Source organism: Rhizobium favelukesii, assembly GCF_000577275.2.
Classification (GTDB): Bacteria; Pseudomonadota; Alphaproteobacteria; order Rhizobiales; family Rhizobiaceae; genus Rhizobium; species Rhizobium favelukesii.
Genome location: NZ_HG916855.1, coordinates 579,435 through 602,939 on the forward strand (window position 1 = coordinate 579,435; position 23,505 = coordinate 602,939).

At 61.0% G+C, this 23,505-nt stretch carries 17 protein-coding genes, 4 pseudogenes and 1 riboswitch; of the genes and pseudogenes, 3 read left to right on the forward strand and 18 right to left on the reverse strand.

Translation table 11 applies throughout. The features are described from left to right. Window positions 1-19: 19 nt before the first annotated feature. Window positions 20-828 (reverse strand): annotated as a pseudogene (locus tag LPU83_RS66285) (MmgE/PrpD family protein); the annotation flags it as partial. Between the two features lie 278 nt (window positions 829-1,106). Here LPU83_RS66285 and LPU83_RS66290 point away from each other — a divergent pair. Continuing rightward, complete coding sequence (locus LPU83_RS66290; RefSeq protein ID WP_029710161.1) at window positions 1,107-1,346, forward strand: ribbon-helix-helix domain-containing protein; 240 nt, start codon at window positions 1,107-1,109, stop codon at window positions 1,344-1,346. On the opposite strand, the pseudogene LPU83_RS74770 reads toward LPU83_RS66290, so the two are convergent. The 6 genes and pseudogenes from LPU83_RS74770 to LPU83_RS66315 form a co-directional block, all read right to left on the reverse strand. Further along, window positions 1,342-1,502, reverse strand: a pseudogene (locus tag LPU83_RS74770) (hypothetical protein); the annotation flags it as partial. The gene LPU83_RS66290 and the pseudogene LPU83_RS74770 overlap by 5 nt on opposite strands. Window positions 1,503-1,632: 130 nt before the next feature. Then, a pseudogene (locus LPU83_RS66295) lies at window positions 1,633-2,815 on the reverse strand (M20 aminoacylase family protein). Between the two features lie 86 nt (window positions 2,816-2,901). Then, window positions 2,902-3,681 (reverse strand): amino acid ABC transporter ATP-binding protein, encoded by a 780-nt coding sequence (locus LPU83_RS66300; RefSeq protein ID WP_024316041.1) that lies wholly within the window; start codon window positions 3,679-3,681, stop codon window positions 2,902-2,904. Then, window positions 3,678-4,619 (reverse strand): amino acid ABC transporter permease, encoded by a 942-nt coding sequence (locus LPU83_RS66305; RefSeq protein WP_024316042.1) that lies wholly within the window; start codon window positions 4,617-4,619, stop codon window positions 3,678-3,680. Before LPU83_RS66305 ends, LPU83_RS66300 begins: the two co-directional genes overlap by 4 nt. Continuing rightward, window positions 4,616-5,507, reverse strand: a pseudogene (locus LPU83_RS66310) (ABC transporter substrate-binding protein). The gene LPU83_RS66305 and the pseudogene LPU83_RS66310 overlap by 4 nt, the downstream one beginning before the upstream one ends. A gap of 47 nt (window positions 5,508-5,554) precedes the next feature. Then, window positions 5,555-6,526 (reverse strand): substrate-binding domain-containing protein, encoded by a 972-nt coding sequence (locus LPU83_RS66315; RefSeq protein WP_024316043.1) that lies wholly within the window; start codon window positions 6,524-6,526, stop codon window positions 5,555-5,557. Window positions 6,527-6,626: 100 nt separating this feature from the next. On the opposite strand from LPU83_RS66315, the gene LPU83_RS66320 reads away from it, so the two are divergent. Together LPU83_RS66320 and LPU83_RS66325 are read left to right on the forward strand one after the other, a co-directional pair. Then, on the forward strand, window positions 6,627-7,955 hold the full coding sequence (locus LPU83_RS66320) for an aminotransferase-like domain-containing protein (RefSeq protein ID WP_024316044.1): 1,329 nt from the start codon (window positions 6,627-6,629) through the stop codon (window positions 7,953-7,955). Between the two features lie 34 nt (window positions 7,956-7,989). Then, window positions 7,990-8,160, forward strand: coding sequence for a hypothetical protein (locus LPU83_RS66325; protein WP_176703589.1), 171 nt, complete (start codon window positions 7,990-7,992; stop codon window positions 8,158-8,160). A 210-nt stretch (window positions 8,161-8,370) separates the two neighbouring features. On the opposite strand, the gene LPU83_RS72870 is transcribed toward LPU83_RS66325, so the two are convergent. The 11 genes from LPU83_RS72870 to LPU83_RS66385 form a co-directional block, all read right to left on the reverse strand. Continuing rightward, window positions 8,371-8,613, reverse strand: coding sequence for a hypothetical protein (locus tag LPU83_RS72870; protein WP_162392088.1), 243 nt, complete (start codon window positions 8,611-8,613; stop codon window positions 8,371-8,373). Window positions 8,614-8,980: 367 nt separating this feature from the next. Then, window positions 8,981-10,513 carry an FAD-dependent oxidoreductase gene (locus LPU83_RS66340; RefSeq protein ID WP_024316046.1) on the reverse strand — a complete coding sequence of 511 codons (1,533 nt, stop codon included), beginning with the start codon at window positions 10,511-10,513 and terminating at the stop codon, window positions 8,981-8,983. Window positions 10,514-10,979: 466 nt separating this feature from the next. Beyond that, complete coding sequence (gene atzF / locus LPU83_RS66345; protein WP_024316047.1) at window positions 10,980-12,797, reverse strand: allophanate hydrolase; 1,818 nt, start codon at window positions 12,795-12,797, stop codon at window positions 10,980-10,982. Then, window positions 12,797-16,336, reverse strand: coding sequence for an urea carboxylase (gene uca, locus LPU83_RS66350; protein ID WP_024316048.1), 3,540 nt, complete (start codon window positions 16,334-16,336; stop codon window positions 12,797-12,799). The genes atzF and uca overlap by 1 nt, the downstream gene beginning before the upstream one ends. A 1-nt stretch (window position 16,337) precedes the next feature. Then, window positions 16,338-16,988: an urea amidolyase associated protein UAAP2 gene (locus LPU83_RS66355; protein ID WP_024316049.1), complete on the reverse strand. Its 651-nt coding sequence runs from the start codon at window positions 16,986-16,988 to the stop codon at window positions 16,338-16,340. 13 nt (window positions 16,989-17,001) lie between these two features. Beyond that, on the reverse strand, window positions 17,002-17,820 hold the full coding sequence (locus LPU83_RS66360) for an urea amidolyase associated protein UAAP1 (RefSeq protein ID WP_024316050.1): 819 nt from the start codon (window positions 17,818-17,820) through the stop codon (window positions 17,002-17,004). Next, on the reverse strand, window positions 17,817-18,644 hold the full coding sequence (locus LPU83_RS66365) for an ABC transporter ATP-binding protein (RefSeq protein ID WP_024316051.1): 828 nt from the start codon (window positions 18,642-18,644) through the stop codon (window positions 17,817-17,819). The genes LPU83_RS66360 and LPU83_RS66365 overlap by 4 nt, the downstream gene beginning before the upstream one ends. Next, window positions 18,641-19,459, reverse strand: a complete 819-nt coding sequence (locus LPU83_RS66370) for an ABC transporter permease (protein WP_024316052.1) — start codon at window positions 19,457-19,459, stop codon at window positions 18,641-18,643. The genes LPU83_RS66365 and LPU83_RS66370 overlap by 4 nt, the downstream gene beginning before the upstream one ends. A gap of 63 nt (window positions 19,460-19,522) precedes the next feature. Beyond that, a complete protein-coding gene (locus LPU83_RS66375) occupies window positions 19,523-20,596 on the reverse strand; it encodes a putative urea ABC transporter substrate-binding protein (protein ID WP_024316053.1) in 1,074 nt (357 codons plus the stop codon). A 76-nt stretch (window positions 20,597-20,672) separates the two neighbouring features. Beyond that, window positions 20,673-20,781: riboswitch (guanidine-I (ykkC/yxkD leader) on the reverse strand. 782 nt (window positions 20,782-21,563) lie between these two features. Further along, window positions 21,564-22,076, reverse strand: a complete 513-nt coding sequence (locus tag LPU83_RS66380) for a GrpB family protein (RefSeq protein ID WP_024316054.1) — start codon at window positions 22,074-22,076, stop codon at window positions 21,564-21,566. A gap of 159 nt (window positions 22,077-22,235) precedes the next feature. Then, window positions 22,236-23,381, reverse strand: a complete 1,146-nt coding sequence (locus LPU83_RS66385) for a M24 family metallopeptidase (protein ID WP_024316055.1) — start codon at window positions 23,379-23,381, stop codon at window positions 22,236-22,238. Between the last annotated feature and the right edge of the window lie 124 nt (window positions 23,382-23,505).

The following is a 23,505-nucleotide window of genomic DNA, read 5'->3' on the forward strand; positions in this document are numbered from 1 at the left end:
GATCTTTCGTCAATTCGGTTTAAACCACGTTCTGGTTCAACAGCGCCAGAAGCTGGCGAAGATCGTCGGCGCTGCTCATGCGGCGGATGAGTAGAGGAATATCGGCACAGGCAGGATTGCGGTTGGTTGCGTCGCGAAACTTCTCGGTCGGATCCGTAACGCCGGGCAGACCATCGAAGCGCCGCGTGATCGCGCTGCCGTCGCGTAGCGCAATATCGAGGATCACGAAACGGGTCTTTGGGTCGCTCGACATGCGCGGCGCGCTATCGTCGTGGCGACGGCTGGCGCGTTCGGCGGTCGCCATCAAGCGCGGCTCCACCGGCCGCTCGTCAAAATGGTCGAGCCGAAGCCCGCCATCGATCAGGGCAGCGGAAAAGACGTATTCCGGGCTGAAGCGGGCCTCGATGCCATTGTTCGACGTGCTCACCACCAGTGCGGCATCGGCGCCGGGTGGATAGGTGAATGTGATCGTTTCGATCTCATCCGCGCGAAGACCGGCCCGGTGTAGTCGATGCCGAGTGAAGCGACGGGATGGCCGGCTGTGCAACAGGGGTAAGCCTTCAGCGTCAGGCCGGGCGAAACGATCTGCCACGGTACGCCCCAGTCTTGCGTTACGGCAGAGAGACGTTCCGCGCCAAAAGCATAAGCCGCGTGGAAGCCGATCTGATTGCCGAGGAAATCCGGTGCGCCGCCAAAGTCCGCCGCCGCCAGCCGAGCAGAGAGGAACCCGGATCGCGCCGCCATGCCGGCATGATAGGGTTTGGCGTCATAACCGAACTGCAACCGCAGACCCGACGATTGCGTCGCCGCCAGGCCGAGCGCGACGCTTCGCGCTGCCAGTCCCACGTGTTACTCGAACTTGGGCGCAGGCCAGGGAGATGACGCGGGTTACTCTCGGGAAGAGCCGGGTGCGGGAAATCCGCCCGCCCGGATCTGTGAGGGCGAAGCCGAATGGCATAGCTACTCGACCACGATCTACGCGATCGAGTGCGTGGTGCGTCATGTGTGGTGAATAAACCTGCCCGGGCCGTACCTCCGTGTCCAAAGTGATCGAGTTTGACAAACTTTGCCAAGTTGAGCCAACTTCCGCGCAATATGGAGCTCGAATGGCTATGATGAACGCATCTTTACCGGACCCAATGAAAGAGTGGGTCGAGGCGCAAGCGATGACCGGGCTATATTCCAATGCTGGTGACTATGTGCGCGACCTGATTGGGAGCGACCAAGCGCGCAGTGATAAGATTCCCGCCATGCAACGTTTCGACGATGACGGTCTCAAAAGTGGTGCTGGCGGCCGGTCGACGGACGAACCCTTTGCCGCGGCAGTCGCGCGCGCGGAAACGTAGCAAGAACGTCTCGAACGTTATGGGAACCATGAGGTAGAAGTCCAACGATGGCTCCACGATCGGATTGTAAATTCCACGTCTCGTAAAAGTCGTCTGGTCATATGCGGCGTCTTTGCTCGTAGCCTTTACGGTCTTAACAAAAAAAGCGGCCCGATCAGGGAGCCTGTCGTCCGTCGACCGAGAGGTTGGCGACTCGGCCGAGACAGCACGAGAAGCGGAACACGCGGCCGTGGGCCATTCGGTTCCGCTTCTCGTGCCGACTACGTTATTGAGGCTTTGTGGTGGCTCAGCCGTCGAGATAGCGTTCGGTCAAGCGTGCCCACATCGCAGCACCGACCGTCAGGGATTTGTCGGCAAAGTCGTATTTCGCACTGTGCAGGATCGCGGATTCCACACCGTTGCCGAGCCGCAGGAAGCTGCCGGGCTTGTGCTCGAGGAAATGCGAGAAGTCCTCACTGCCGGGGATGAGGTTGCACAAGGCCACCTTCTCTGGACCGACGAGTTCCTCGGCGACCGTGCGAGCGAATTCGGTTTCCGCTTCCGAATTGACAACCACGGGGTGTCCGTGGGCGTATTCGATTTCCGTGGTTGCGCCGTAACCATCGGCAATCGTTTCGGCGAGCCTGCGGATCCTGGCCTCTAACGTCTCGCGCACCTTTGGGTCGAATGATCGGATGCTGAGCAGTAGTTTTGCGCTTTCGGGGATGACGTTTGCGGCTTCGCCGGCATGGATCGCCCCGACCGTGACGACGGCGGTCTGCGTCGGATCGATGCTGCGGGAGACGACCGATTGCAGGCTGACGACGAGGTTGCACGCAACGACCACCGGATCCACGGTGAGATGCGGCCGCGAGGCGTGGCCACCTTTGCCCTTGATGATGATCTCGGCGCTGTCGGCAGCTGCCATCAGCGGTCCCGAGCGTATCAGCCAGGTGCCCTCGGGCGCGCCGGGATGATTGTGCAGACCGAAGATAACGTCGAAGGGAAAGCGTTCGAACAGCCCGTCGGCGATCATCGCGGGCGCGCCACTCAGCGCACCCGCTTCTTCGGCCGGTTGGAAAATGAGACTGACGGTACCATTGAAGCGGCGCGTGCGGGCCAGATATTCGGCCGCACCGAGAAGTATCGTCGTGTGGCCGTCATTGTCCGCACGCATGCATCTTGCCGGTAACCGTGCTGGCATAGGGGCGGCCGGTCTCCTCGGTGATCGGCAGGGCGTCCATGTCTGCGCGGATGGCAATGCTCTTTTTTCCGGCGCCGACCGTCATACGCGCAACCACGCCATGGCCGCCGACGTTGCGGGTCACCTCATAGCCCCAGGATTCGAGCTTTTCGGCAACGAAACGCGCGGTCTCGGCCTCTTCGAAGGAGAGCTCGGGATGGGCGTGGAGATGCCGGCGGATGGCCGTCAACTCTGCTTCCATCGGTTCGAAATCGGAGAGGCGGGCAAAATCATTGTCGAGGGGCATGGCAGTTCCAGTTTTACGGGCGCGGTATCGCCGGCCGGCTTACGGTAAAGCCAGCCCGCAGGGGCAAGGGCAGGGGGACCGCCGCGCTAGATGTAGCGCGACAGGAAGCTTCTGGTGCGAGGGTGCTGCGGGTTGCCGATTACGTCCTCCGGCTTGCCCTGTTCCACGACCTTGCCGCCATCCATGAAGACGACGCGGTCGGCCGCTTCCCGAGCAAATCCGATCTCGTGGGTGACGACGATCATCGTCAAACCCTGATTTGCAAGATCCCGCATGGTGGCGAGTACCTCGCCGACCAGCTCGGGGTCGAGTGCCGAGGTCGGCTCGTCGAAGAGCATCAGCTTCGGCTTGATGGCCAGCGCGCGGGCAATCGCCACGCGCTGTTGCTGGCCGCCGGAAAGCTGGCGCGGGTAGTTGTCGGCCTTGATCGAAAGGCCAACCCGTTCCAAAAGCCTCAGCGCATTTTCGGTCGCCGCCTTGCGGCTTTCGCCATGGACACCGACCGGCGCCTCGATGATGTTCTGCAGCGCTGTCATATGCGGGTAGAGGTTGAACTGCTGAAAGACCATGCCGATCTTGCGGCGCTGCAGGGCGATCGCTTGGTTCGACAGCTGCAGCAGCCGGTCCTTGTGCAGGCGGTAGCCGATCTGCTCGCCATCCACTTCGATCGAACCCTGGTTGATGGATTCGAGGTGGTTGATACAGCGCAGGAACGTCGACTTGCCGGAGCCGGAGGGTCCAAGGACGACGACGACCTCACCAGGCGCGACGTCGAGATCGATGCCCCTCAGCACTTCCAGGTCTGCGAAGGACTTATGGACATTGCGTGCCTTGACGAGAGGCTCGATGGTGGAGATCTCGTTCATGCGCCTGCCTCCGTTGCCTGTGCCATGACAGCCGCTTCCTTTGCAGCCTTGGCGGCGCCCGTGCGGCGATCGCCGCGGCTGTAGTAGCGCTCGATATAGGCCTGGCCGACGTTCAGGACCGACGTGATGAGCAGGTACCAGAGGACCGCGACGAGCAGCATCGGCACGATCTCGAAGGTGCGGTTGTAGATCGACTGAACCGAATAGAGCAGATCGGCCATGGCGATGACGCTGACAAGCGAGGTCGCCTTGATCATGCTGATCAGCTGGTTCCCGGTCGGCGGAACGATCGAGCGCATGGCCTGCGGAATGATGATGCGGCGAAGCGCGCGGATGCGCGTCATGCCGAAGGCCTCCGCCGTCTCGAACTGGCCCTTGTCCACCGAAAGCAGGCCACCGCGGATGATTTCCGCCATGTAGGCGGACTCATTGAGCGCAAGACCGGCGATCGCGGCCGTCATCGGGCTGATCACAGAGTTTGTATCCCAACTCATGAAGGTTGGGCCGAAGGGAATGCCGACCGACAGCGTCGGAAACAGAGTGGAAAGATTGTACCAAAAGATCAGCTGCACCAAGAGCGGCGTTCCGCGGAAGAACCAGATGAACAGCGAGGCGAGCGAACTCGCCAGCCGATCGCTAGACATTCTCGCGATGGCCAGCACGAGGCCGAGCGCGATGCCGATGATCATCGCGACGACCGTCAGGCCGAGCGAGACATAAAGGCCGCTGATGACGGTCGGGTCGAAGAAATATTGAGCGACGACCGGCCAGCCGAAATTCTCGTTATGCGCGACCGAAAAGGCCCAGTAGGCGGCGATCGCGAGCGTGATGACCCAAGCCGCGACGCGACCCTTGGGGAAGGGCTTGTGGGCGTGGGCCACGTCCCGGCTTCTCACATCGCCGGAGGGCGATGCGAGTATTTGCGTTTGTGTGCTCATTTCGGAAGCGTCCCACCGAGGTTGATGCCGGGCTCCTTGATCATGTTGTTCTCAAAGGCCCCACTTCTTCATGATCGCGGCATAGGTGCCGTTGTCCATCAACACCTTGATCGCATCGCGCAGGACCGGGCCAAGCCGAGAGCCCTTCGCCACGACGGCGCCCTGATAGAGATCCTCGAAGCCGTTCTTCTGCCCGACGCCGGTCAGTTCCAGCTGGCCGTTAGCCTGCGAAACGAAATAGGTGAGCGGCGCCTGGGAGGAGAAGAAGGCATCCGAACGCTTGGAGCGGACGGCAAGGATCGAGCTCGGCTGGTCGGTGAAGGACTGCACCTCGATCGCGCCCTTGCCGTCGGCCTTGCACTTTTCGGCCTGCACCTGGATGACCTTTTCAGCCGAGCCTCCAGCCATGACCGCGAGGCGGTTGCCGCAGGCGGTGTCGAGCGAGGTGATGCCCTTGGGATTGCCCTTTTGCACCGAAAAGACAACAAATTCCTGCACCCAGTCGACGAAGTCGTTGGATTCTTCTCGGCTCTTGAAATCGCCGACGGGACCGAAGGCAAACTGGTAACGGCCGGAGTTGACGCCGGCCAGCAGCGCCGGCAGACCACCCACAGTCTCATGCTCGATCTTGACGCCGAGAACCTGGCCGAGTGCGTCGGTCAGATCGGCGCTGGCGCCGCTCATCTCGGTGCCTGTGACGATTTCATAAGGGGGAAATGAGCCGTTGTTGACGGAGATCATCTTGCCGGACGTGCGGATCGCTTCGGGCAATTGCGCATGAAGCGCGTCGTTGACGGAAAGCTTGGGCAGGGCCGCATCTTCAGCGAAGACCGTTCCCGAGATCACCACGCTCGTCAGAGCAAGGCATGCAATTTTCCTGATCGACATTTTTCCATTTCCCCTGTTTGGTTCGACTGATGCGTTTCGTGTTGCGCTCACCCGATGCGGCTACCGTCCACATCGAAGGAGAAGAGGTCTTCCGGGGTGATCAGCTGCGGCAGGATGCCCTGGACGTGAAGCTCGTTGGCGAAGTCAGCGATCATCTTGCGATTGACCGCAAAGCCGCTGGCCTCCCAGCCGACTGGAAGCTCGGCCGCCGACTTCAACAGCTCGTCCATCATGAAGGGCGAGGTGTCCGCATATTTGCGGCGTTTGCTCAGCCATAGGCGCTGCGATTCATCGATCAGCTTGCTGAGTTCCTCGATCACCCACGGGTTCTGCGCGACGATGCCCGCTTTGATGCCGATCAGATGCATGCCGGGAACATAGCCCACATCATCGAAATATCGACGTTCGGCGCCTCTGAAATCGGAAATGACTTGCCGGAACGGCAGTCCTCCACCGAAGTAGCCGTCTGGCATGAAAGGGGTGAAGATCGCATCGAGGGAGCCTTCCTTGAGCAGATCGACCATGGGACGCTCGCCAGGAGCCGCTTCGATACGGCCGGGCCGGCCGAAGCCGTCGAGGCGATCGACGATTGGATGCGCTTCTGTCAGGCGGCCTGCATACCACATGGCATCCTCGACGCCGACGCCCTCGCGACGCAGAGCCGCTCTGGTCCAGGTATTTCCGGAGTCGCGCCATCCGGTCACGCCGATGCGCTTTCCGGCCAGCTGGCCGAGTTCGGTGATGGGGCCGTCCTTGCGGGTAATGATGCAGCGGTGACGGAAGCCGCGCATGATGAAGTTCGGAATGCCGACGATGCTCACGTCGCCGTCAATGCGCAGCTGCGTATAGCGGCTGAAGGACATTTCGGCGACATCGTAGTCTTCGCTCTTGCCGAGATGCGTGAGCAATGTGCCGACCCGGTCGACCTTGATGTCAAGCTTGGGAGAGGAGACATCGCCGAGAACCAGGGGCGTCATGTAATCCCAGTCGCGGAGGGCAAGTCGGAGACTAAGGGGCATTGGCAGTCACTCGCAAAGACCTTGTTTTCTGAATAATTAAATGTTCAAATTTCTCCGATCAAATGTTATTATGTTATTGAACATTAAAAGTGGCGATTAAATGAGCGATACTGTTGATGCGGCTTGGTTTGCTCAAACATTGACCGATCGGACAATTCGAGGAATTGCGATTGAAACCAGTGCCTTAATCCGGGCCGGGGCACTTCCCGTCGGAACGAAGCTGCCGCCGATCCGCGATCTCGCCTTTGCGCTGGGGATCAGTCCGGCGACGATCTCCGAGGCCTGGAGCGAGCTAAGACGTCAGAAAATCATTACCGGCAGGGGACGGAATGGCACTTGGGTGAGCGGCGACCGTTTCGTGGCGAAGCCTGAACGGCTCGGCAGTTCCGGCCGTTATGGAGCCGATGTCCTCGACCTCACATCGGCAGTGCCGGATGTTCGGCTTTTGCCGAAACTTGCGGAAGCCATGGCCTATGGAGCCTCAGCGGAAAATCTCAACAGCTACGAGCGAAGCCGCATACTTCCGGAACTCGAAGAGGCTGTCCGAAAGACGTGGCCATACGAGCCTGAGGCATACCTGGCGACGAACGGGGGGTATAACGCGGTCTACACACTCATCCAGGCGCTCGTCATGCCCGGTGCATCTGTTGCAATCGAAGATCCGACCGCCATGCGCCTTCTTGATATTCTGGAAGACCGCGGCGTGCGGATCATTCCGGTCCAGTGCGATCGGGAAGGACCGCTGCCTTCGTCGCTGGAAGCTGCAATGAAGCTGCGGCCTGTCGCCTTCATTTTTCAGCCGAGGCTTCACTCGGTGACCGGTCAGAGCCTCAGCAGCGAGCGGTTGCAACGTCTCGGAGACATTCTCGAGGGCACGGACACGTTGATCGTCGAGGATGACGGCATAGCCGATATTTCCACGGCTCCACGTCACTCGCTCGGCGGCCGGTTTGCCGACCGGACAATTCACATTCTCTCCTATTCAAAGACGCATGGTCCGGATCTCAGACTTGCCGTCATGTCGAGCTCGCGTGCGATCGTTGAACAGATCCAGTCTTACCGTAGCTTCAGCGCCGGCTGGACAAGCCGCATCCTTCAGGCGGCCACCGCGTGGCTTCTGCGGGATCCCGCGACGCAAACCTCGCTGCAACGCTCTCGCGACATCTACTTCCAGCGTCGGGCCGATCTGGTTGATGCCCTGGTAGAGCGTGGGATCGAAGCGCAGCACGGCAGCGGCCTGTGCGCCTGGGTCCCGGTCGCATCGGAACCTTTTGGGATGGTCACCCTGGCGGCGCGAGGCATTGCGGTTCATCCCGGCGCCAAATTTTCTATTCTTCCAAGCGCACATCTTCGCGTAGCGACGGCCATGTTGTCTGATCGGGTAAACGACGTGGCGGAATCGATCGCCCTGGCGGCCAAACCAGGTTAGCTTCGTGATCGTCCTGCGAAGGAGTCGACTGTCCTTGAAGAGCGAGATCGATATCCAGAATCTGCGCTCGGAAGAGATCATCTCATCGTCCCGCCACAACCTCTCCTACAGCGAGCGCTATTTCGCCGAGAAGTTCGAGGGACACGATCTGACGAAAAACATCGGCTATAGCTGCGACGACGCCTTTTTATCGCCAAATCTCTGACAAGCGTTGTCGTGCGGATGGAGCCAGCGAGACTGATCGTGGCTCCATTGGCAAGCGCGAGCAGCCGAGCCTGACAGGCTGAACCTGGACGCAGCACACTTCCAATCCCAGCGGTGATCTACATTCGCCGAGAGGCCAAAATTGCATCACCAGCGATAGGGCCGTTTAGGATCCAATGACATGTCCGCGTTCCGCAGATTTGTCGACATGTCATGCTGAAATGTCGATGAAATTGCCTTTTATCGCCATATTGTCGCGAGCAAGGATCGCGACAAAAGGAAGGGCTACAAAACCGCGAATTTGCCAAGCTACGCCGAACCTGTCGCTCCGTTGCAGGTATTTCATTCCTACTGGCAGGGTAGCGGAACGAGCAGCGAGTGGAGCAACTTCATCGACAACTTCGCCTGCGACCAGACCTAGAGCGGGACGGTCGACAAAAACCAGCCAGGGCATCAACATAACGCCATCGGGCGAAAGCTTCTCTGAAATACCGGGAGACCGCCACGGCGTCAGCGAGAATGCCAGCGAGACCGAACCGGCGAAGCTACCGGCGGTCTCGTCGTCGATTCCGATCTGATGGACCTGACCTTCCCGATCAAGAAGTAGGCGAAAGGGCCAGCTGCCGCCTGCGGCATCCGGCCCTTTTCCTGATCGTTGAAAGTCACTGCTGGTGAGCTCTGCTATGTTCGGCGAAGATCATTTCCTACCGCTCGTCCTGATCAACCTCATGGGGCTTGCCGGCATTCTCGTGTGGCACATTCAGGGGAGCAGCCGTCCGACCGGCCCCTGATCAGAGGTCATGCTGCATGATCCCATCACTCTAGGCTTTGTTCTGCTCCATCGCCAGTTCTGCCTGGAGGCTTTCGGTATCGCGGAAGATCGTGGCAACCGCCAGAACGCGTCCGCCGCGCTTGAAGCGCAGGAGGCAGTCCCTCGCGGCAACGTCCCCCTCGACCTCGATCGCGTCCCATTCCTCGGCATGGCCGACATAGTTGATCGGAATGTCGTAATGCTGGCTCCAGAAGAACGGCACATCCGTGAACTTCTTCCGGCGTCCGAGCATATTGAGGGCCGCGGCAGCCCCCTGCCGCTGCGCCACCACCCAGTGCTCCACCCTGATGTTCTCGCCGCTGTGAGGGTCGGGCCACCGCGCGATATCGCCGGCCGCATATATCCCTGGCACGCTGGTCTCGAGATAGGCATCGACCAGGACGCCCCGATCGGTGGCGAGACCGGCTGCTTTGGCGAGATCGACCCGCGGCCGCACGCCGATACCAGCAACGACGATGTCGGCGGCCAGGGTGCCGCCGCTGCTCAGCCGGACCTCGCTCGCGTCGATGCTCGCCGCAGTATCCCCGAGGTGGAAGACGACGCCATTTTCCTCATGCAGGGCGCGGATGAAGTCGCCCATCTGGGGGCCCAGAACCCGTCCCATCGGGCGTTCGTCGGGCGCCACCACATGCACTTTAACACCGCGGGTCCGAAGAGCGGCGGCAACCTCGAGGCCGATGAAGCTGGCGCCGAGCACGACAGCGTGCCGCGCCGCGCCGGTCTGCGCGATAATCCTGCGGCTGTCGGCAAGCGAGCGCAACGTGTGGACATGAGGCTGGCCGGCGCCGGGGATGGTCAGGCGCACCGGTTCGGCGCCGGTCGCGAGCAGCAATTTGTCGAAGGCGACCCGAGCTCCATCGGCGAGCACGACCTCGCTGGCACGGACATCGATGGCGGCAACCTTGGTTCCGAGGCGCAGGTCGATGCCGTTCCTGGCATAAAAGCCTTCCTTGCGCAGCGGGATCCAGTCTTCGGGCGCCTTGCCCGCGAGATAGTCCTTCGAAAGGTTTGGGCGGTCGACGGGCAGTGCCTCGTCGTCGCTAATCATGACGATGGCGCCCTGATATTGTACACGCCGCAATCTCTCGGCTGCGGCAAAGCCTGCCGCGCCACCGCCGACGAGGACGATCCTTTCTGGGAGCAGCCCGGCATTGTTTTGGCGCGGGGCGGGCGACTGTTTCTTTCGCTTCTCGCCAACGAGAATCCTTTCGCCGCGCTGCTCGACGGGCCAGCAAGCGAGCGGTGATAGCGCAGGCGCACCCAGGGCCTCTCCGGTGCGCAAGTCGAAGCAGGCGTGATGCCAGGGGCAGCGGACGCCGTACTCGGCCACGAGACCGTCGACCAGCGGCCCGCCATAGTGCGAACAGGTGGCAGCGACGGCGAATATCTCTGCGCCGCGACGCACCAGAAGCACGGGCTCGCCGTCGCGATGGCCGACCAGCTTGCCGCCATCAGGAAGATCGGTGAGCGCAATGCCGAGGGCAAGATCGGGCCCGCTCGGGTCTGAACGGTTATCCGCCATATTCTTCTCCCTCAAAGGCGGCTGCCGGTGTCGTCCCTTGCGACACTCGGCTGCCCAGAAGCAAGCTTCCCTTCAATTTTCCGCTATTCCAACTCTTAGGCAAATGAATTTGGTGTGCAGTTGAGTGGAATTTTCCTGATGAAGTCAGGTGCGGTCGCTCTCGCAGTACAAATGAACGGCATCGATTTCGGGCTGAGGGAGCCGTCCCTACACTGCCGCGATCCAGCGACAACGCCGCGAAAAGTGTAGGCTCGGCGAAATGGTCGGTGGTCGCAATGTTTGTGCCATCGCACCGCCACCCGTCCAATCAAGATCACCAATTACCGCGACAGCATCTTTCGTCCCCCTTACGGCTGTCGGAGGCGGCCAAAGGAGGCAGCCCGATAGCGAGCTTTCGGGCAACGACACCATCGCGGATCACATGGAACGTCGTCAGTAGAAATGCCTTCATTTTACCGCTCTTGTCTCAGGAAGCTGTTGTTTTGGCCTTGGCACGGAGATAGTTTCGCCAACCGCCGAAGTCGGTGATATCCAGCGCATCAACAATGGCATGGGCTTCGCACAGGAAGCCCGAGACCGCGGTGCCGTCATCCAGTGAGATCTTGCCGATGCCAAGCGGTGCAGGGATTTTCTGGACGAAGCGACCGAAGGCTTCGGGTGACAGTGCCCAGACCTCGACCTCCACACCCTTGCCCGCAAAGCTTGGATCGCGCACCAATCCTGGTTTGGGGGGGACGGTTCCAGACAGCGCGAAGAGACGGTAGTCGCCCGCCGTTCGGCAAGTTTTCAGCCGGTATCCGCCCGAAGAGGCGAGTTCGTGGTTGAGCGGCATGCCGCTCAGATGTGCCCCGACGACGACAATCGGCACCGAGCCGTCATCGGCTTGCGGCACACGACTTGCCTCGGGTATTTTGGCCACACGATCCTTGCCCATTCCCGCATTCAACGTCCGGTGCATGGCGTCGGCGAATGAGGCAAGGGCATCGTCGGTAAACGCCGGGCCGATCAGTGTCACACCGGCCGGCAGGTGGCCGTGCGCGTCAAAACCGGCCGGAACGGCGATTGCCGCGCAATCGAGCAGATTGACGAAGTTGGTGTATCGCCCGAAATGACCGTTTTTCACGATTGGATCCGCCTTCATCTCTTCGACCGTGTAGGTGGTCGGCGAGGTCGGCAGCATCAGGATATCCGCCTTCCCCCACTCTTCCCTGGTCTTCTGGCGTAGCGCTTCGAGCTTGTATCGGCCCTCGAAGGCGTCAACGGCGTCGTAGGCTTTGGCGCCCTCGATGATGGTGTGCACGGTGGGATCGAAGTCGCCGGCGTTCGTTGCGAGAAAATCCTTCACGGCCGCCAGCCGTTCGGCGACCCAGGGGCCGTTGTAGAGCAGTTCGGCCGCCTGCCGGAACGGCGCATAGTCGAAGGCAACGATGGTGGCGCCGAGCACGCGTGCTCTTTCGATTGCGGCGTCATAGAGGGCTTCGACCTGCCTGTTGCCGAAGAATTCCCGCTCGGCCCCGTCAAGCACGCCGATCCGGAGGCCCGAGGCGGGCAGGCTGGCGGGAGCCGCTTTGCGCGAGAACGGATCGGCGGCGTCATAGCCTTCCATCACCTTGCGGATCGCAACGCCATCGCCAACCGTCGCGGCAAAAATGGTGACGACGTCGACGCTGCGGCAGGCAGGCACGACGCCGACGTTCGGCACCAGCCCAGGCGTCGGCTTGATGCCAACGAGATTGTTGAAGGCCGCCGGCACGCGGCCGGAACCGGCCGTGTCGGTGCCGAGCGCGAAGCTCGCCAGGCCCGAAGCGACGGCAACCGCCGAGCCGGAACTCGAGCCGCCCGACACATAGTCCTTGTCGAAAACCGAGCGCGGCGCGCCGTGGGGCGAGCGCGTGCCGTTGAGGCCGGTGGCGAACTGGTCGAGATTGGTCTTGCCGATCACCAGCGCGCCGGCGGCTTTGAGCCGTGCCACCACCGTTGCGTCCATGTCGGGATGATAGGCGAAGGCCGGGCAGGCGGCCGTCGTCGGAAGCCCGGCCACATCGATATTGTCCTTGACCGCAAAAGGGATGCCCCAGAGCGGAAGACTGTTGGGATTGGGCGCGCGGGCCATCAGCGCCTTGGCGGCGTCGCGCAGCATATCGTCCGGCGTCGGCATGATGAAGATCGCCGGATCGTCGGAAGCATTGCGGCGGATGATCACTTCCTCGACGAGATCGAGAGGTGACAATCCCGATGCATAGGTGGATTTGAGCGAAGCGAGATCGAGAATAGCAGGGAGCATCAGATTTCCTCCAAGACGACGAGGACATCGCCGGCTTTCACGTTGCGGCCGGGGCCCGCGCGCAGATCGCGGACGCGCCCGGCGGCATGGGCGGTCACATTGATTTCCATCTTCATGGATTCGATGATGGCAAGCGTCTCGCCGGAGGCGACCGGCTGGCCTTCTTCGACGAGGATCTTCCAGACGTTGCCGGGCACGGCGCTTTCGATGCCGAAGCAGCCTTCTGGAATATCGCCCCCAAGCCCAGGACCGGTGCCGGCCTCGTCGACGACAAAACTGTCGAGGCCGAAATCCTTCCAGCGCTGGCGTTCGGCCTCGAAGGCCAATTGCTGGTTGGCCTTAAAGGCGCCGATGGCCTGCGCGTTGACGGCAAGCTCCGCTTCATAGGCCGCATAGCTGAATTCGGTCTCCTCGATGCGGATCGGATAGCCGCCGTGAGGGAAGGCGGCGCGCGCCTCGGTCAGTTCCTCATGGCTCACGGGGAAGAAGCGGATCTGATCGAAGAAGTCGAGCAGCCAGGGCTTTTCCTTGGAAAAGACTGGCGTCTGGTGCCAGGTGTTCCAGACCTGGATCGTGCGGCCGAAAAGCTGATAGCCGCCCGGACCTTCCATGCCGTAGATACACATATAGGCGCCGCCGATGCCGACGGCGTTTTCCGGCGTCCAGGTTCGGGCCGGATTATATTTGGTCGTCACCAGACGATGGCGCGGGTCCATCGGTGTGGCCACCGGCGCGCCGAGATAGACGTCGCCGAGCCCGAGGACGATATAGCTGGCGTCGAAGACGATGTTGCGCACCGCCTGTTCGTCGGCCAGGCCGTTGATGCGGCGGATGAACTCGATATTCGACGGGCACCATGGCGCATTGGGGCGGACAAGCTCCTGGTATTTGCGCATCGCAAGTTCGGCGTCGGGATCGTTCCAGGAGAGCGGCAGATGCACGACCCGGCTCGGGACCTTCACCGCCTGCGCCGGCGGCAGGCAAGCCTCGATCTCGGTCAAGAGGCCAACGAGGCGCGTGCGGGTAAGACCGGTTCCATCATAGTGGATCTGCAGCGACCGTATGCCGGGCGTGAGATCGACGAGCCCCGGAAGCTTCGCGTCCGTGATCGCCTGCATCAGCAGATGCACGCGCAGGCGCAGCGCGATATCGAGCTGCATCGGTCCGTACTCGACCAGCAGATTGTCGTCGCCCTGGCGGCGATAGACCACGGGGACCGGTCCCACCTCGTTGCGTCCGATGATCGCGGCACCGGCATCGTCGCCGATGCGCTTCACCATCGGCCCGGCGATCGGGTCCTCGGCGCGTTTTAGAGCACGGAAGCGGATCTTGTCGCCCGGTTTGAACTGACCCATCTTCCATTGCTCGTCGCGAGCAATCACCGCCGGGCAGACGAAGCCGCCGAGGCTTGGGCCGTCGGGGCCGAGAATGATCGGCATGTCGCCGGTGAAGTCGATTGCGCCCACCGCATAGGCATTATCGTGCAGGTTGGATGGATGAAGTCCCGCTTCGCCGCCGTCGGCGCGCGCCCATTTTGGCGCGGGGCCGATCAGGCGCACGCCGGTGCGGGCGCTGTTGAAATGAACCTCGTATTCGGTGGCAAACAGCGTTTCGATATCTTCCTCCAGAAAGAAATCGGGAGCGCCATGGGGACCGTAGAGCACGCCGACCTCCCAGTCGCGCGTGAGCCGGACTGGCTCATTAGCCGGCTTTGATACTGACTGCGGAACACGCGCCAGCCGCAGCACATGTCCGGCGCGAAGCGTTCCCGTGGCATGACCACCGAACTTGCCCAGGCCGAAGGTTGCGCGCGAACCGAGCACTTCCGGGGCCGCGAACCCGCCCGCGACGGCGAGATAGGAGCGCTGCCCGGCACCGGCGATCGCCCCGATCGCAAGCGTTTGGCCCGCCTTTACGAGGATTGCCATGCCGTGCTGAACCGGCGTGCCGTCGAGTGTCATCGGCATTTGTGCGCCGGCCAGTGCGACCGTGACATCCGAGAAGAATTTGAGCACAGGGCCGGAGACGGTAATCTCGAGTGCCGCCGTTTCGTCGGCGTTTCCGAGCACCCGGTTGGCATGGCGGAAGGATCGTTCGTCCATCGGTCCGCTTGGCGGCACCCCGACATGCCAGAGACCCAGCCGTCCGGGCAGTTCCTGCAGGCTCGATTGAGCGCCCGGCGCTATTACTTCGACGACATCCGGCACGAAGACAAAATCCTTGAGTGCCGTCGTTGCCACATTGCCGCTCGCCAGCAGATCGGAAGCCGCGATCGCTTTCAGATAATCGAGATTGGTCTCGATCCCGGAAATCGCGCTGTCCTCGAGCGCCTTGCCGAGTGCCTCGATTGCGGCGGGGCGATCCTTAGCCTTCACGATCACCTTGGCGAGCATGGGATCGTAATAGGAGCTTACCTCTGTGCCCGTCTCGATCCAACCGTCGACACGCACGTTTTCGGGAAAGACAACCTCGGTCAGAAGTCCAGCACTTGGCCTGAACCCGGCATGCGGCATTTCGGCATAGATGCGCGCCTCGATGGCAGCACCCTTGGGAACGAGATTCTCCTTGCCGGCGAGCACGTCTTCGCCCGCGGCCTGGCGGATCATCCACTCGACGAGATCGATGCCGAAGACCGCTTCGGTGACCGGATGCTCGACCTGCAGCCGGGTGTTGACCTCAAGGAAATAAAATTCCTCGCCAGCCGGATCATAGATGAATTCGACCGTTCCCGCCGACCGGTAGTGGGCGGAGGCGCCGAGGGCGACGGCCGCTGCATGCAGGCGGGTTCGAACGGCGTCGGACAACCCCGGCGCTGGCGTCTCCTCGATCACCTTCTGGTTCCGGCGCTGCAAAGAGCAGTCGCGTTCGCCAAGCGCGATCACCCGGCCATTGCCGTCGCCGAAAATCTGCACTTCGACATGGCGGGCCCTGGCGACAAAGCGTTCAAGATAGACGCGGGCATCGCCGAAGCTTGCGCGCGCGGTACGCTGCACGCTCTCGAAGGCTGCCTTCAGGCTTTCGGGGTTGTCGCAAAGCTGCATGCCGATGCCACCGCCGCCGGCGGTCGATTTCAGCATCAGCGGATAGCCGATGTCGGTCGCGGCCGTGAGCGCGTCGTCGCTCGTCTCCAACAGTGTGCTGCCGCGAAGTAGCGGCACACCGCTTTCGCGCGCCAGCTCGCGGGCAGTATGTTTCAGCCCGAAGGCGGCGATATTGCCGGGCGTCGGGCCGATGAAGGCAATGCCTTCCTTCGCCAGCCGCTCGGCAAAGCCGATATTCTCCGACAGGAAGCCGTAGCCCGGATGCACGGCTTCGGCACCGGTCGCCTTGCAGGCAGCGATGACGGCGTCGACGTCGAGGTAGCTTTCGGACGCCGGTGCCGGACCGAGCCGTACCGCCTCGTCCGCCATCAGTACAGCCTTGGAAAAGCGGTCGGCATCCGAATAGACGGCGACGGAGGCAATACCCATGCGCTGCAACGTCTTGATGATCCGGACAGCGATTTCGCCCCGGTTTGCGATCAGAACCTTCTTGAACATGTCAGACCTCGCTGTCCCAGACCAGCACTCGGATCGGTGTCGGATCAAAACCGTTGCAAGGATTGTTGATCTGCGGGCAATTGGAGATGACGAGCAGGACATCCATTTCCGCTTTCAGCTCCACATAGTCGCCCGGTGCGGAAATCCCGTCGACGATCGTCATCTCGCCGCTCGGCTCGATGGGTACGTTCATGAAGAAATTGATGTTGGGGACGACATCGCGCTTGCTCATGCCGTGCCTGCATACTTCGAGAACGAAATTGTCCCGGCAGGCATGGAGATATTTGGTGCCATTGCCGAAGCGGACTGTATTACTCTCGCAGGAGCAGGCGCCGGCTGAGGTATCGTGGCGACCGCAACTGTCGGCGGCCATGGTCAGCATCACCCGGCCTTCATTGGAGATGATTTTGGTGCCGGTCGAGATATAGGCCGCGCCCTGTTCGCGCATCGTGTCCTGGTTGGAATAGCGCTCGCAATAGTCTTCCGCGCTATAGAAGAGCGTGTCGATCGCCTGCTGGCCGTATGTGTCCTCGATGCGCAACATCTGGCCCTTGCGGATAACCGTCGAGAACGGTGCTTCGGCGGCAATGAAGTGATCCTGCACGGCGTTCTCGAGCGTGCGGAAGGGTGCTGTCTGGATGAAATCGGTCATGGTCTTGCTCCCCTCACAATGCCGCCAGCGTGTTGTTTTCAAAACCGCGTACGGCTTCAGCAGTCGCGGTCCGGCAAAGGTCGTCGGCAGGAGGCTCGACCGCTGCGACGCGGGTGACGGTCACCGGATTCGGCCGGTAAACCTTGTCCGGATCGAACGGGTGAGGGCAGTTGGAAAAGCCGACGATCATATCCATCTCGGCGCGCAGCTCGACATAATCGCCTCCATGCAGAAGTTCCGGCTTCCACAGGAAGGCGCCGTCCTGATCGACGCGGACGGGGGCAAAGAGCGCCAGCGCCGGCGGAATGTCACGCTTGTCGAACCCGGCCTTGGTCGCAAGCAGGATCAAGTTGTCACGGGTATTGCGCGTGCCGTCTGCGTATTTTGCCGCGTTCGACGCAGAGGTCGAGCCGCCCATCAGTCCATCATGGGCGCCGCAGGAGTCTTCCGTCACCGAAAACATCACCCGGCCCATGTCGGAGAAGATCACCCGGCCCTTGCCGAGAGCAGTCGTCCACTGCACCTTCACCGTGTCAGGCAGATTCAGCCGCTCGCTCGTATCGGCAGCGCTCCAGGCGACGAGGGAGATCGTCGAGAAGCCGTGATCGAGGCTGACGCGTAACACTTCGTTCTTCTTGACACGGGTCGACCAGTACCAGCCCCCGGGGATCACTTCGCGGTGGACGATCTTGTCGGGCGCGATCTCGGGCGCAGGCAATCGGCTTGCTCCCGGTAAGGCCTTCGGCGCGAATTCGAGCCCCTTCCTTTGATGTTCCTCGTAGCGCGCGCGGTTGGCGGCTATTTCTTCCGGCGAACGTCTGACATGTGTCACAGTTGGATTTCTCCTGACGAAGCCAGGTCGTCCCGGCAATGCCCCAGGGAAGCGACCGGGCCGTCCCGGTCGGGGCTGAAGATCGATGGCGTGCCGGCAAGGCGTGGCGGCCAGATGGAAATGTCCTTGGTGATGGTTGCGCCGTAGCGCTCCTTTTCCTCTGGACGGTCGCGGCGACGCTCGAAGGCGACGACGCGCGTCGCAAGCGTGAAGGCCTCGCGCATGTCGTGCGTCACCATGACGACGGTCATCTGCGTTTCGTGCCAGAGCCGCTTCATCAGTGCGTGGATTTCGGCGCGGATGCCCGGATCAAGCGCGCCGAAAGGCTCGTCGAGTAGCAACACCTTCGGCTTCATGATAAGGGCCTGCGCCAGCGCCAGGCGCTGCTGCATGCCGCCCGAAAGCTGCGCCGGATATTTGTCCTCGGCGCCGGAAAGGCCGACTTCGCCGATCAGCCGCCGGGCTTCGTCGACCGCGCGGCTACGGGCAGTACCGAAAAGCTTAGCCTTATAGCGGGAAGCGGAGAATTCGCGACCGAGCAGTACGTTGCCGAGTACGCTCAGATGCGGAAACACCGAGTAGCGCTGGAAGACAACGCCGCGGTCCGGCCCGGGCTCGGGCGGCAGCGGTTCGCCGTCGAGCAGGATTGCGCCCCGGGTCGGCCGCTCCTGGCCGAGCAGCATGCGCAGGAACGTCGTCTTCCCACAGCCGGACGGACCGACGAGGGCGACGAAGGCACGCGAGGCAACTGTCAGCGACACATCCTCAAGCACGATCTGGTCGCCATATTCCTTCCAGACCTTTTCGATCACAAGTTCGCTCATGCCTGCTTCTCCAACTCCGACCAAGGGAAGAGAGCGATCCGGATGCGATCGAGGATATAATTCATGACCACGGCGAGCAGCGTGATCCAGACGACATAGGGAAAGATGATGTCCATCGAGAGATAACGGCGCACGAGGAAGATACGGTAGCCGAGGCCGGAATCCGACGAGATTGCCTCGGCTGCAATCAGGAATAGCCAGGCGGGACCGAGCTGAAGTCTGAGGCAGGTGATCAGTCGCGGAAGGATCTGCGGCAGAACGACGCGAAGGCCGATCTGCCAGGAAGAGCCGCCGAGCGATTCAGCCTTGACGATCTGTTCGCGCGGCAGTTCCAGCGCCTTCAGCGCAAGGTCGCGGATCATCGTCGGCGCAACGCCGATGACGATGAGCGCGATCTTGGAGGCTTCCCCAAGCCCCATGGCGATGAAGAGGATCGGCAGCAGCGCCAGCGGCGGCACCATGGAGATCACGGCGATGAAAGGCGAAAGCAGCGCTCGCAGATAAGGCAGCATGCCGATCAGCATGCCAATGACGAGCGCAGTGACGGTCGAAATGCCGAGGCCTGCAAACAGGCGCACCAGGCTCGCCCCCGTATCGGACCAGAGCAGGTATTCGCCTGTGCGCGGATCAGCGACGAAGGCCAGGCGATCGATCGCCTCGGCAAAACCTGTAAGACCGGGCAGCAGCTTGTCATTGGCGTTTTCCGCCAGCCGCGCCGCCGAGCCAAAAGTGTAGCTGACGATCAGCAGCAAGAAGGGCAGCAGCATCAAGGCAAGCTGCGCACCTCGGCTCGGCCTCGTGTTGATCCAACGCATAGGGAAGCTCCGCAGATGAAGAATGGCGGCGCGGGCAAGGCCACGCCGTTGCTTAAACGTCGCTCAGAGCGAACCGTCGGCGGCTGCTTTCATGTAGGTCTCGGTGAAGCGCAGCTTGACGTTGCCACTGTCGCCGAGAATCTTGCCGTCCGGCATTTCGATGCCGATCACGTCCGCGGACGGCGCGCCATTGCCAAGCAAGCCCTTCTCGAACAGGAAGTTGCGGACGAGATCCATCGTCTTCGGCAGGCTCCCAGATGCGGTAAAAGCGACAGCATCGGCCGGCTTGGCAAACAGTTTGGTGGCCGCAAGCTGGGACTCGAAACCCTTGAGATCGGTGCCCGATGCCGAACCCATCGCCTCGCGCGCGGCTTTGCCGTCGGCGCTGTCGGCAGTCAGGAGGGCTGCGGTCTCATACCAGATACCGGCAAGCGCCTTGCCGAAATTCGGATTGTCCTTCAGCACGCCCGTATTGGCGGCCATCAGGTCGATGATCTCGCCCGGCACCTGCGAACTATCGAACACCTTCTTGGCGGAGGGGTCCTCGAGAATGGTCGAGACCAGCGGGTTCCAGGTAACGACTGCGGTCACGTCAGCTGTCTTATAGGCGGCGACCATGTCGGCATCGGAGGTGTTGACCACCTTCACGTCGCGCTCGGTCATCTTGCTGCTCTCGAGCGCGCGGGCAAGCAGATAGTGCGAGACGGAAAATTCGACGAGATTGACGTTCTGGCCCTTGATGTCGGCAAGCGCGCTCTTGTCCTTGAGAATGACGGCATCATTGCCGTTCGAGAAGTCGCCGACAATGACGGCCGTCGTATCGACGCCGCCGGCGGCCGGGATCGAGAGACCGTCCATATTGGTGAGCGTCACAGCATCGAAGGCGCCGGCCGTATACTGGTTCATCGATTCGACGTAGTCGTTGAACTGCGTGACCTCGATCTTGATGCCGTATTTATCGGCCCATTTCTTGACGATGCCGTGATCGGCCGCATAACCCCAGGGCATCCATCCGACATAGATCGACCAGGCAACCTTGAACTCGGTCTTCTGCGCGGCATCGGCGGAGGTGCCAAAGCCAAGCATCAGGGAAGCTGACAGGGCGGTGATGGAAAGAAGCTTCGAAAAAGTCTGCATTTGAAATTCCCCTTTTGCTTTTTTTCAAAAAGGGATCGGCAAAGACCATCGCGCCGCCAATCCCTTGGCTTACGAGGTCTCCCGGGCTTTTGTCCCGCCGTGCATCCAGTGGGATTTCTCCCCACCAGCGGCAGCTCTCGGACCAGCACGCTTTTTGAAGCGCCGGAACCCTAGCCACCAACTCAGCAATTTCGAAGCAAGAGGCGTGCCAAATTATAAACTATTGATTTCTATCATTTCTGTTCGCGCAAGAATCTAGGACTGTCTACAGTTGATAGCATCTGCTCAATGTTTGAGCACTGATCGGCGAGGATGTAACCGGAAAACTCTAACCAAAAACGGTCCAGTTTGAAGGGTTCAGATCAATATATCCCGAATTGATGCAAGGCCGCTCTCCGCCTCGCGGAGGTGACATCGGGGAATGGACGCGGCTATGCGCTTTAAGCGACCCCGACACCGGGATGGCGACATTCCTCGGGATTCTTAAGGTCGTTGACTAAACTCCGCAGGGTACTATCGGGGGCCAAAGTGGAGAGCGTAAACTCGAAGCGCGGCCTTCGTGCCACTAACTGGCCCGTCACCATTTTAAGGGACTCCACAATATCGTTGGTCCGAAGAATAAGAGGCCGCCTGCGGCATCGTCGTAGACCACGGCGGGTGGCTATGGCATCGGCCTCGACTATGCCCGCGAAATGATCAAGCCTGCGTGAGGATCGCGAACAATGCCCTTGCAATTCGATGCTACCGACTGCCAGATCGTCCCGGCCAGGACGCTCGCCGAGCTCAAGGACGGCGAGATCAGGACATAAAAGTCGGGGCAGGAGGCGAGGTTCGTTGCACAATGAGGCCCGTTCATAGAATCGGTATGCCTGCCTGCTCTGATTTGAAGTGCTGTTTGCGAACGAAAGGACAAGGAGCTATGGCGTAACTCTCGGTTGCTTGAAAGCTCGAGCAAAGGGATGCGGGCTCACTGTTTAACCGCGCGGGCAGTGTCCACGACATTGCTAACAAACGAGGCTTTCGCTGCCGTGTAACCATCGCCGTCATAGGCGAACTCCTTGGCCAGACTAAGTTTCAGCGCTTCGTAGGCGGCTGACGTTTCCGGATGCGCGATCAAGTAATTTCGAAACACGATTCGACGGCGGTGCGTCTCGCTTCCTTCAGGGCATAGATAGATGCGCTGTTTCGGGACGGTGGCTCGCTTCATGAACGCGAATACATCCTTGTCGTAGCGGTTGCCTCGAGGCTCATATCCTGCAATGACCATTAGGCTGTTCGCTTGAAGCACATCGCCAACCGTTGGCAAGATAACATCGACGTCGATCATGGGCTTGGCTGATAAGCCAGGGATTGCCGTGCTGCCGATGTGCTCGATAGCGATAACAGCACTCCCCAACAGGCTCTTCAGAGCGTCCGCGATCCTCAAGAAATGATCAGGCCAGCTGGCGTCGTAAGGTACCAGTTCGACCAATTCGGGCATATCCGCTTCCCTTTTCCGGCGAAAGTGCGATTGTGAGCGTCCTTAACCACCGCCGCCTTGATACTGGTTGATGCAATGCCGCCAATGGAAGATGGCGCGCCGACCTATCGGCAAAGGTCGGCACTGCGAGGAGGAGTTCGTACGGCCGCAAGTGCCACCTCAGATCTCCGTTGGACCTTTTGCCGGCGTCGTGAACCAATGTGGACCGTCTTCGGTCATATAGATGTGATCCTCTAGTCGAATGCCGAATGCACCGGGAAAGACGATCATTGGCTCGTTCGAAAAGCACATGCCGGGAGCAAGTGGTGTTCTGTTACCGCGGACGATGAACGGAGCCTCATGGATTTCGAGGCCAAGGCCATGACCGGCGCGGTGCGGCAAGCCGGGCAGGCGATAATCCGGGCCAAGGCCATGCTGGGCAAATGCGTTGCGAGCGGCAGCGTCAAGGCTTTCGCAGGGTGCCTCCAGCTTTGCTGCCTCGAACACAGCCTCCTGCCCCTCACGCTCTATTGCCCAGGCACGCTCGAATTCGCCATCGCCGCCGTCAAGCATGTAAGTGCGCGTCAGATCGGAGTGATATCCGTCAATGCGGCAGCCTGTATCGACGAGGATGACGTCTCCCGGCTCCAAGATCTGCTCACCATCGGCGCCATGCGGCAGCGATGTCGCCGATCCAAATGACACTATGCAGAAATTGGAGCCATTGTCGGCACCCGCATCGCGATGCTTTTGGTCGATGAAGCGGGCGACTTCCGACGCGGCAATGCCGGGCGTGATTGTGTCGCGGACTTCACGGTGGACGCCCAAAGTAATGTTCATCGCATACTGTATCAGCGCAATCTCGCCCGGCGACTTGACCGCCCGTAGCGTGCGCAGGATGGGCCCGCCGTCGATAAGCCGTGCTGCACCCATCTCTTCGGCGAATGCGTGATAGAAGGCCAAGGGGAGTGCGTCGTCGAGTGAAAGCTTGCCGGATGGGCCGACCAATCGCGCAACGAGCCCAACGCTATTTTCTTCCTCTTCCCAACTGAGGATGTCGCCGGGCAGGTGGGGCAGTGCTTCAACGCGACTACGTTCGAAGCCGGGGACGATGTAGGTGAGTTTCTCGTCCGTCACAACTGCACCGAGCAGCCTCTCGCTAAGATGCCAGACGAGGCCGGTGAAGTAACGCAGGCTCTCACCTGGCCCAAGGAAGGTAGCCGCAACGCCATTCGCCTGCATGCGGTCACGAAGGCGCGACAGGCGACTGTGACGCTCGCCTTCCTTAATTGCTGCGACGGGATGAGACCAGACCGAATGTAACACGCTATTATCTACCTGCAATCAATGCCGAAATGAGACACTCGATTCCAAGCATAGGTCAATTGTAGGCAAATTGTCGACAAGCTTATCCCGGGTTGCAACATCCTCATCGGCCAATACACCATCC

Coding starts and splice junctions, on each gene's coding strand:
- LPU83_RS66290 (WP_029710161.1), top strand. CDS start 1,107: ATGGCTATGATGAACGCATCTTTACCGGACCCAATGAAAGAGTGGGTC.
- LPU83_RS66300 (WP_024316041.1), bottom strand. CDS start 3,681: ATGAACGAGATCTCCACCATCGAGCCTCTCGTCAAGGCACGCAATGTC.
- LPU83_RS66305 (WP_024316042.1), bottom strand. CDS start 4,619: ATGAGCACACAAACGCAAATACTCGCATCGCCCTCCGGCGATGTGAGA.
- LPU83_RS66315 (WP_024316043.1), bottom strand. CDS start 6,526: ATGCCCCTTAGTCTCCGACTTGCCCTCCGCGACTGGGATTACATGACG.
- LPU83_RS66320 (WP_024316044.1), top strand. CDS start 6,627: ATGAGCGATACTGTTGATGCGGCTTGGTTTGCTCAAACATTGACCGAT.
- LPU83_RS72870 (WP_162392088.1), bottom strand. CDS start 8,613: ATGCCCTGGCTGGTTTTTGTCGACCGTCCCGCTCTAGGTCTGGTCGCA.
- LPU83_RS66340 (WP_024316046.1), bottom strand. CDS start 10,513: ATGGCGGATAACCGTTCAGACCCGAGCGGGCCCGATCTTGCCCTCGGC.
- atzF (WP_024316047.1), bottom strand. CDS start 12,797: ATGCTCCCTGCTATTCTCGATCTCGCTTCGCTCAAATCCACCTATGCA.
- uca (WP_024316048.1), bottom strand. CDS start 16,336: ATGTTCAAGAAGGTTCTGATCGCAAACCGGGGCGAAATCGCTGTCCGG.
- LPU83_RS66355 (WP_024316049.1), bottom strand. CDS start 16,988: ATGACCGATTTCATCCAGACAGCACCCTTCCGCACGCTCGAGAACGCC.
- LPU83_RS66365 (WP_024316051.1), bottom strand. CDS start 18,644: ATGAGCGAACTTGTGATCGAAAAGGTCTGGAAGGAATATGGCGACCAG.
- LPU83_RS66370 (WP_024316052.1), bottom strand. CDS start 19,459: ATGCGTTGGATCAACACGAGGCCGAGCCGAGGTGCGCAGCTTGCCTTG.
- LPU83_RS66375 (WP_024316053.1), bottom strand. CDS start 20,596: ATGCAGACTTTTTCGAAGCTTCTTTCCATCACCGCCCTGTCAGCTTCC.
- LPU83_RS66380 (WP_024316054.1), bottom strand. CDS start 22,076: ATGCCCGAATTGGTCGAACTGGTACCTTACGACGCCAGCTGGCCTGAT.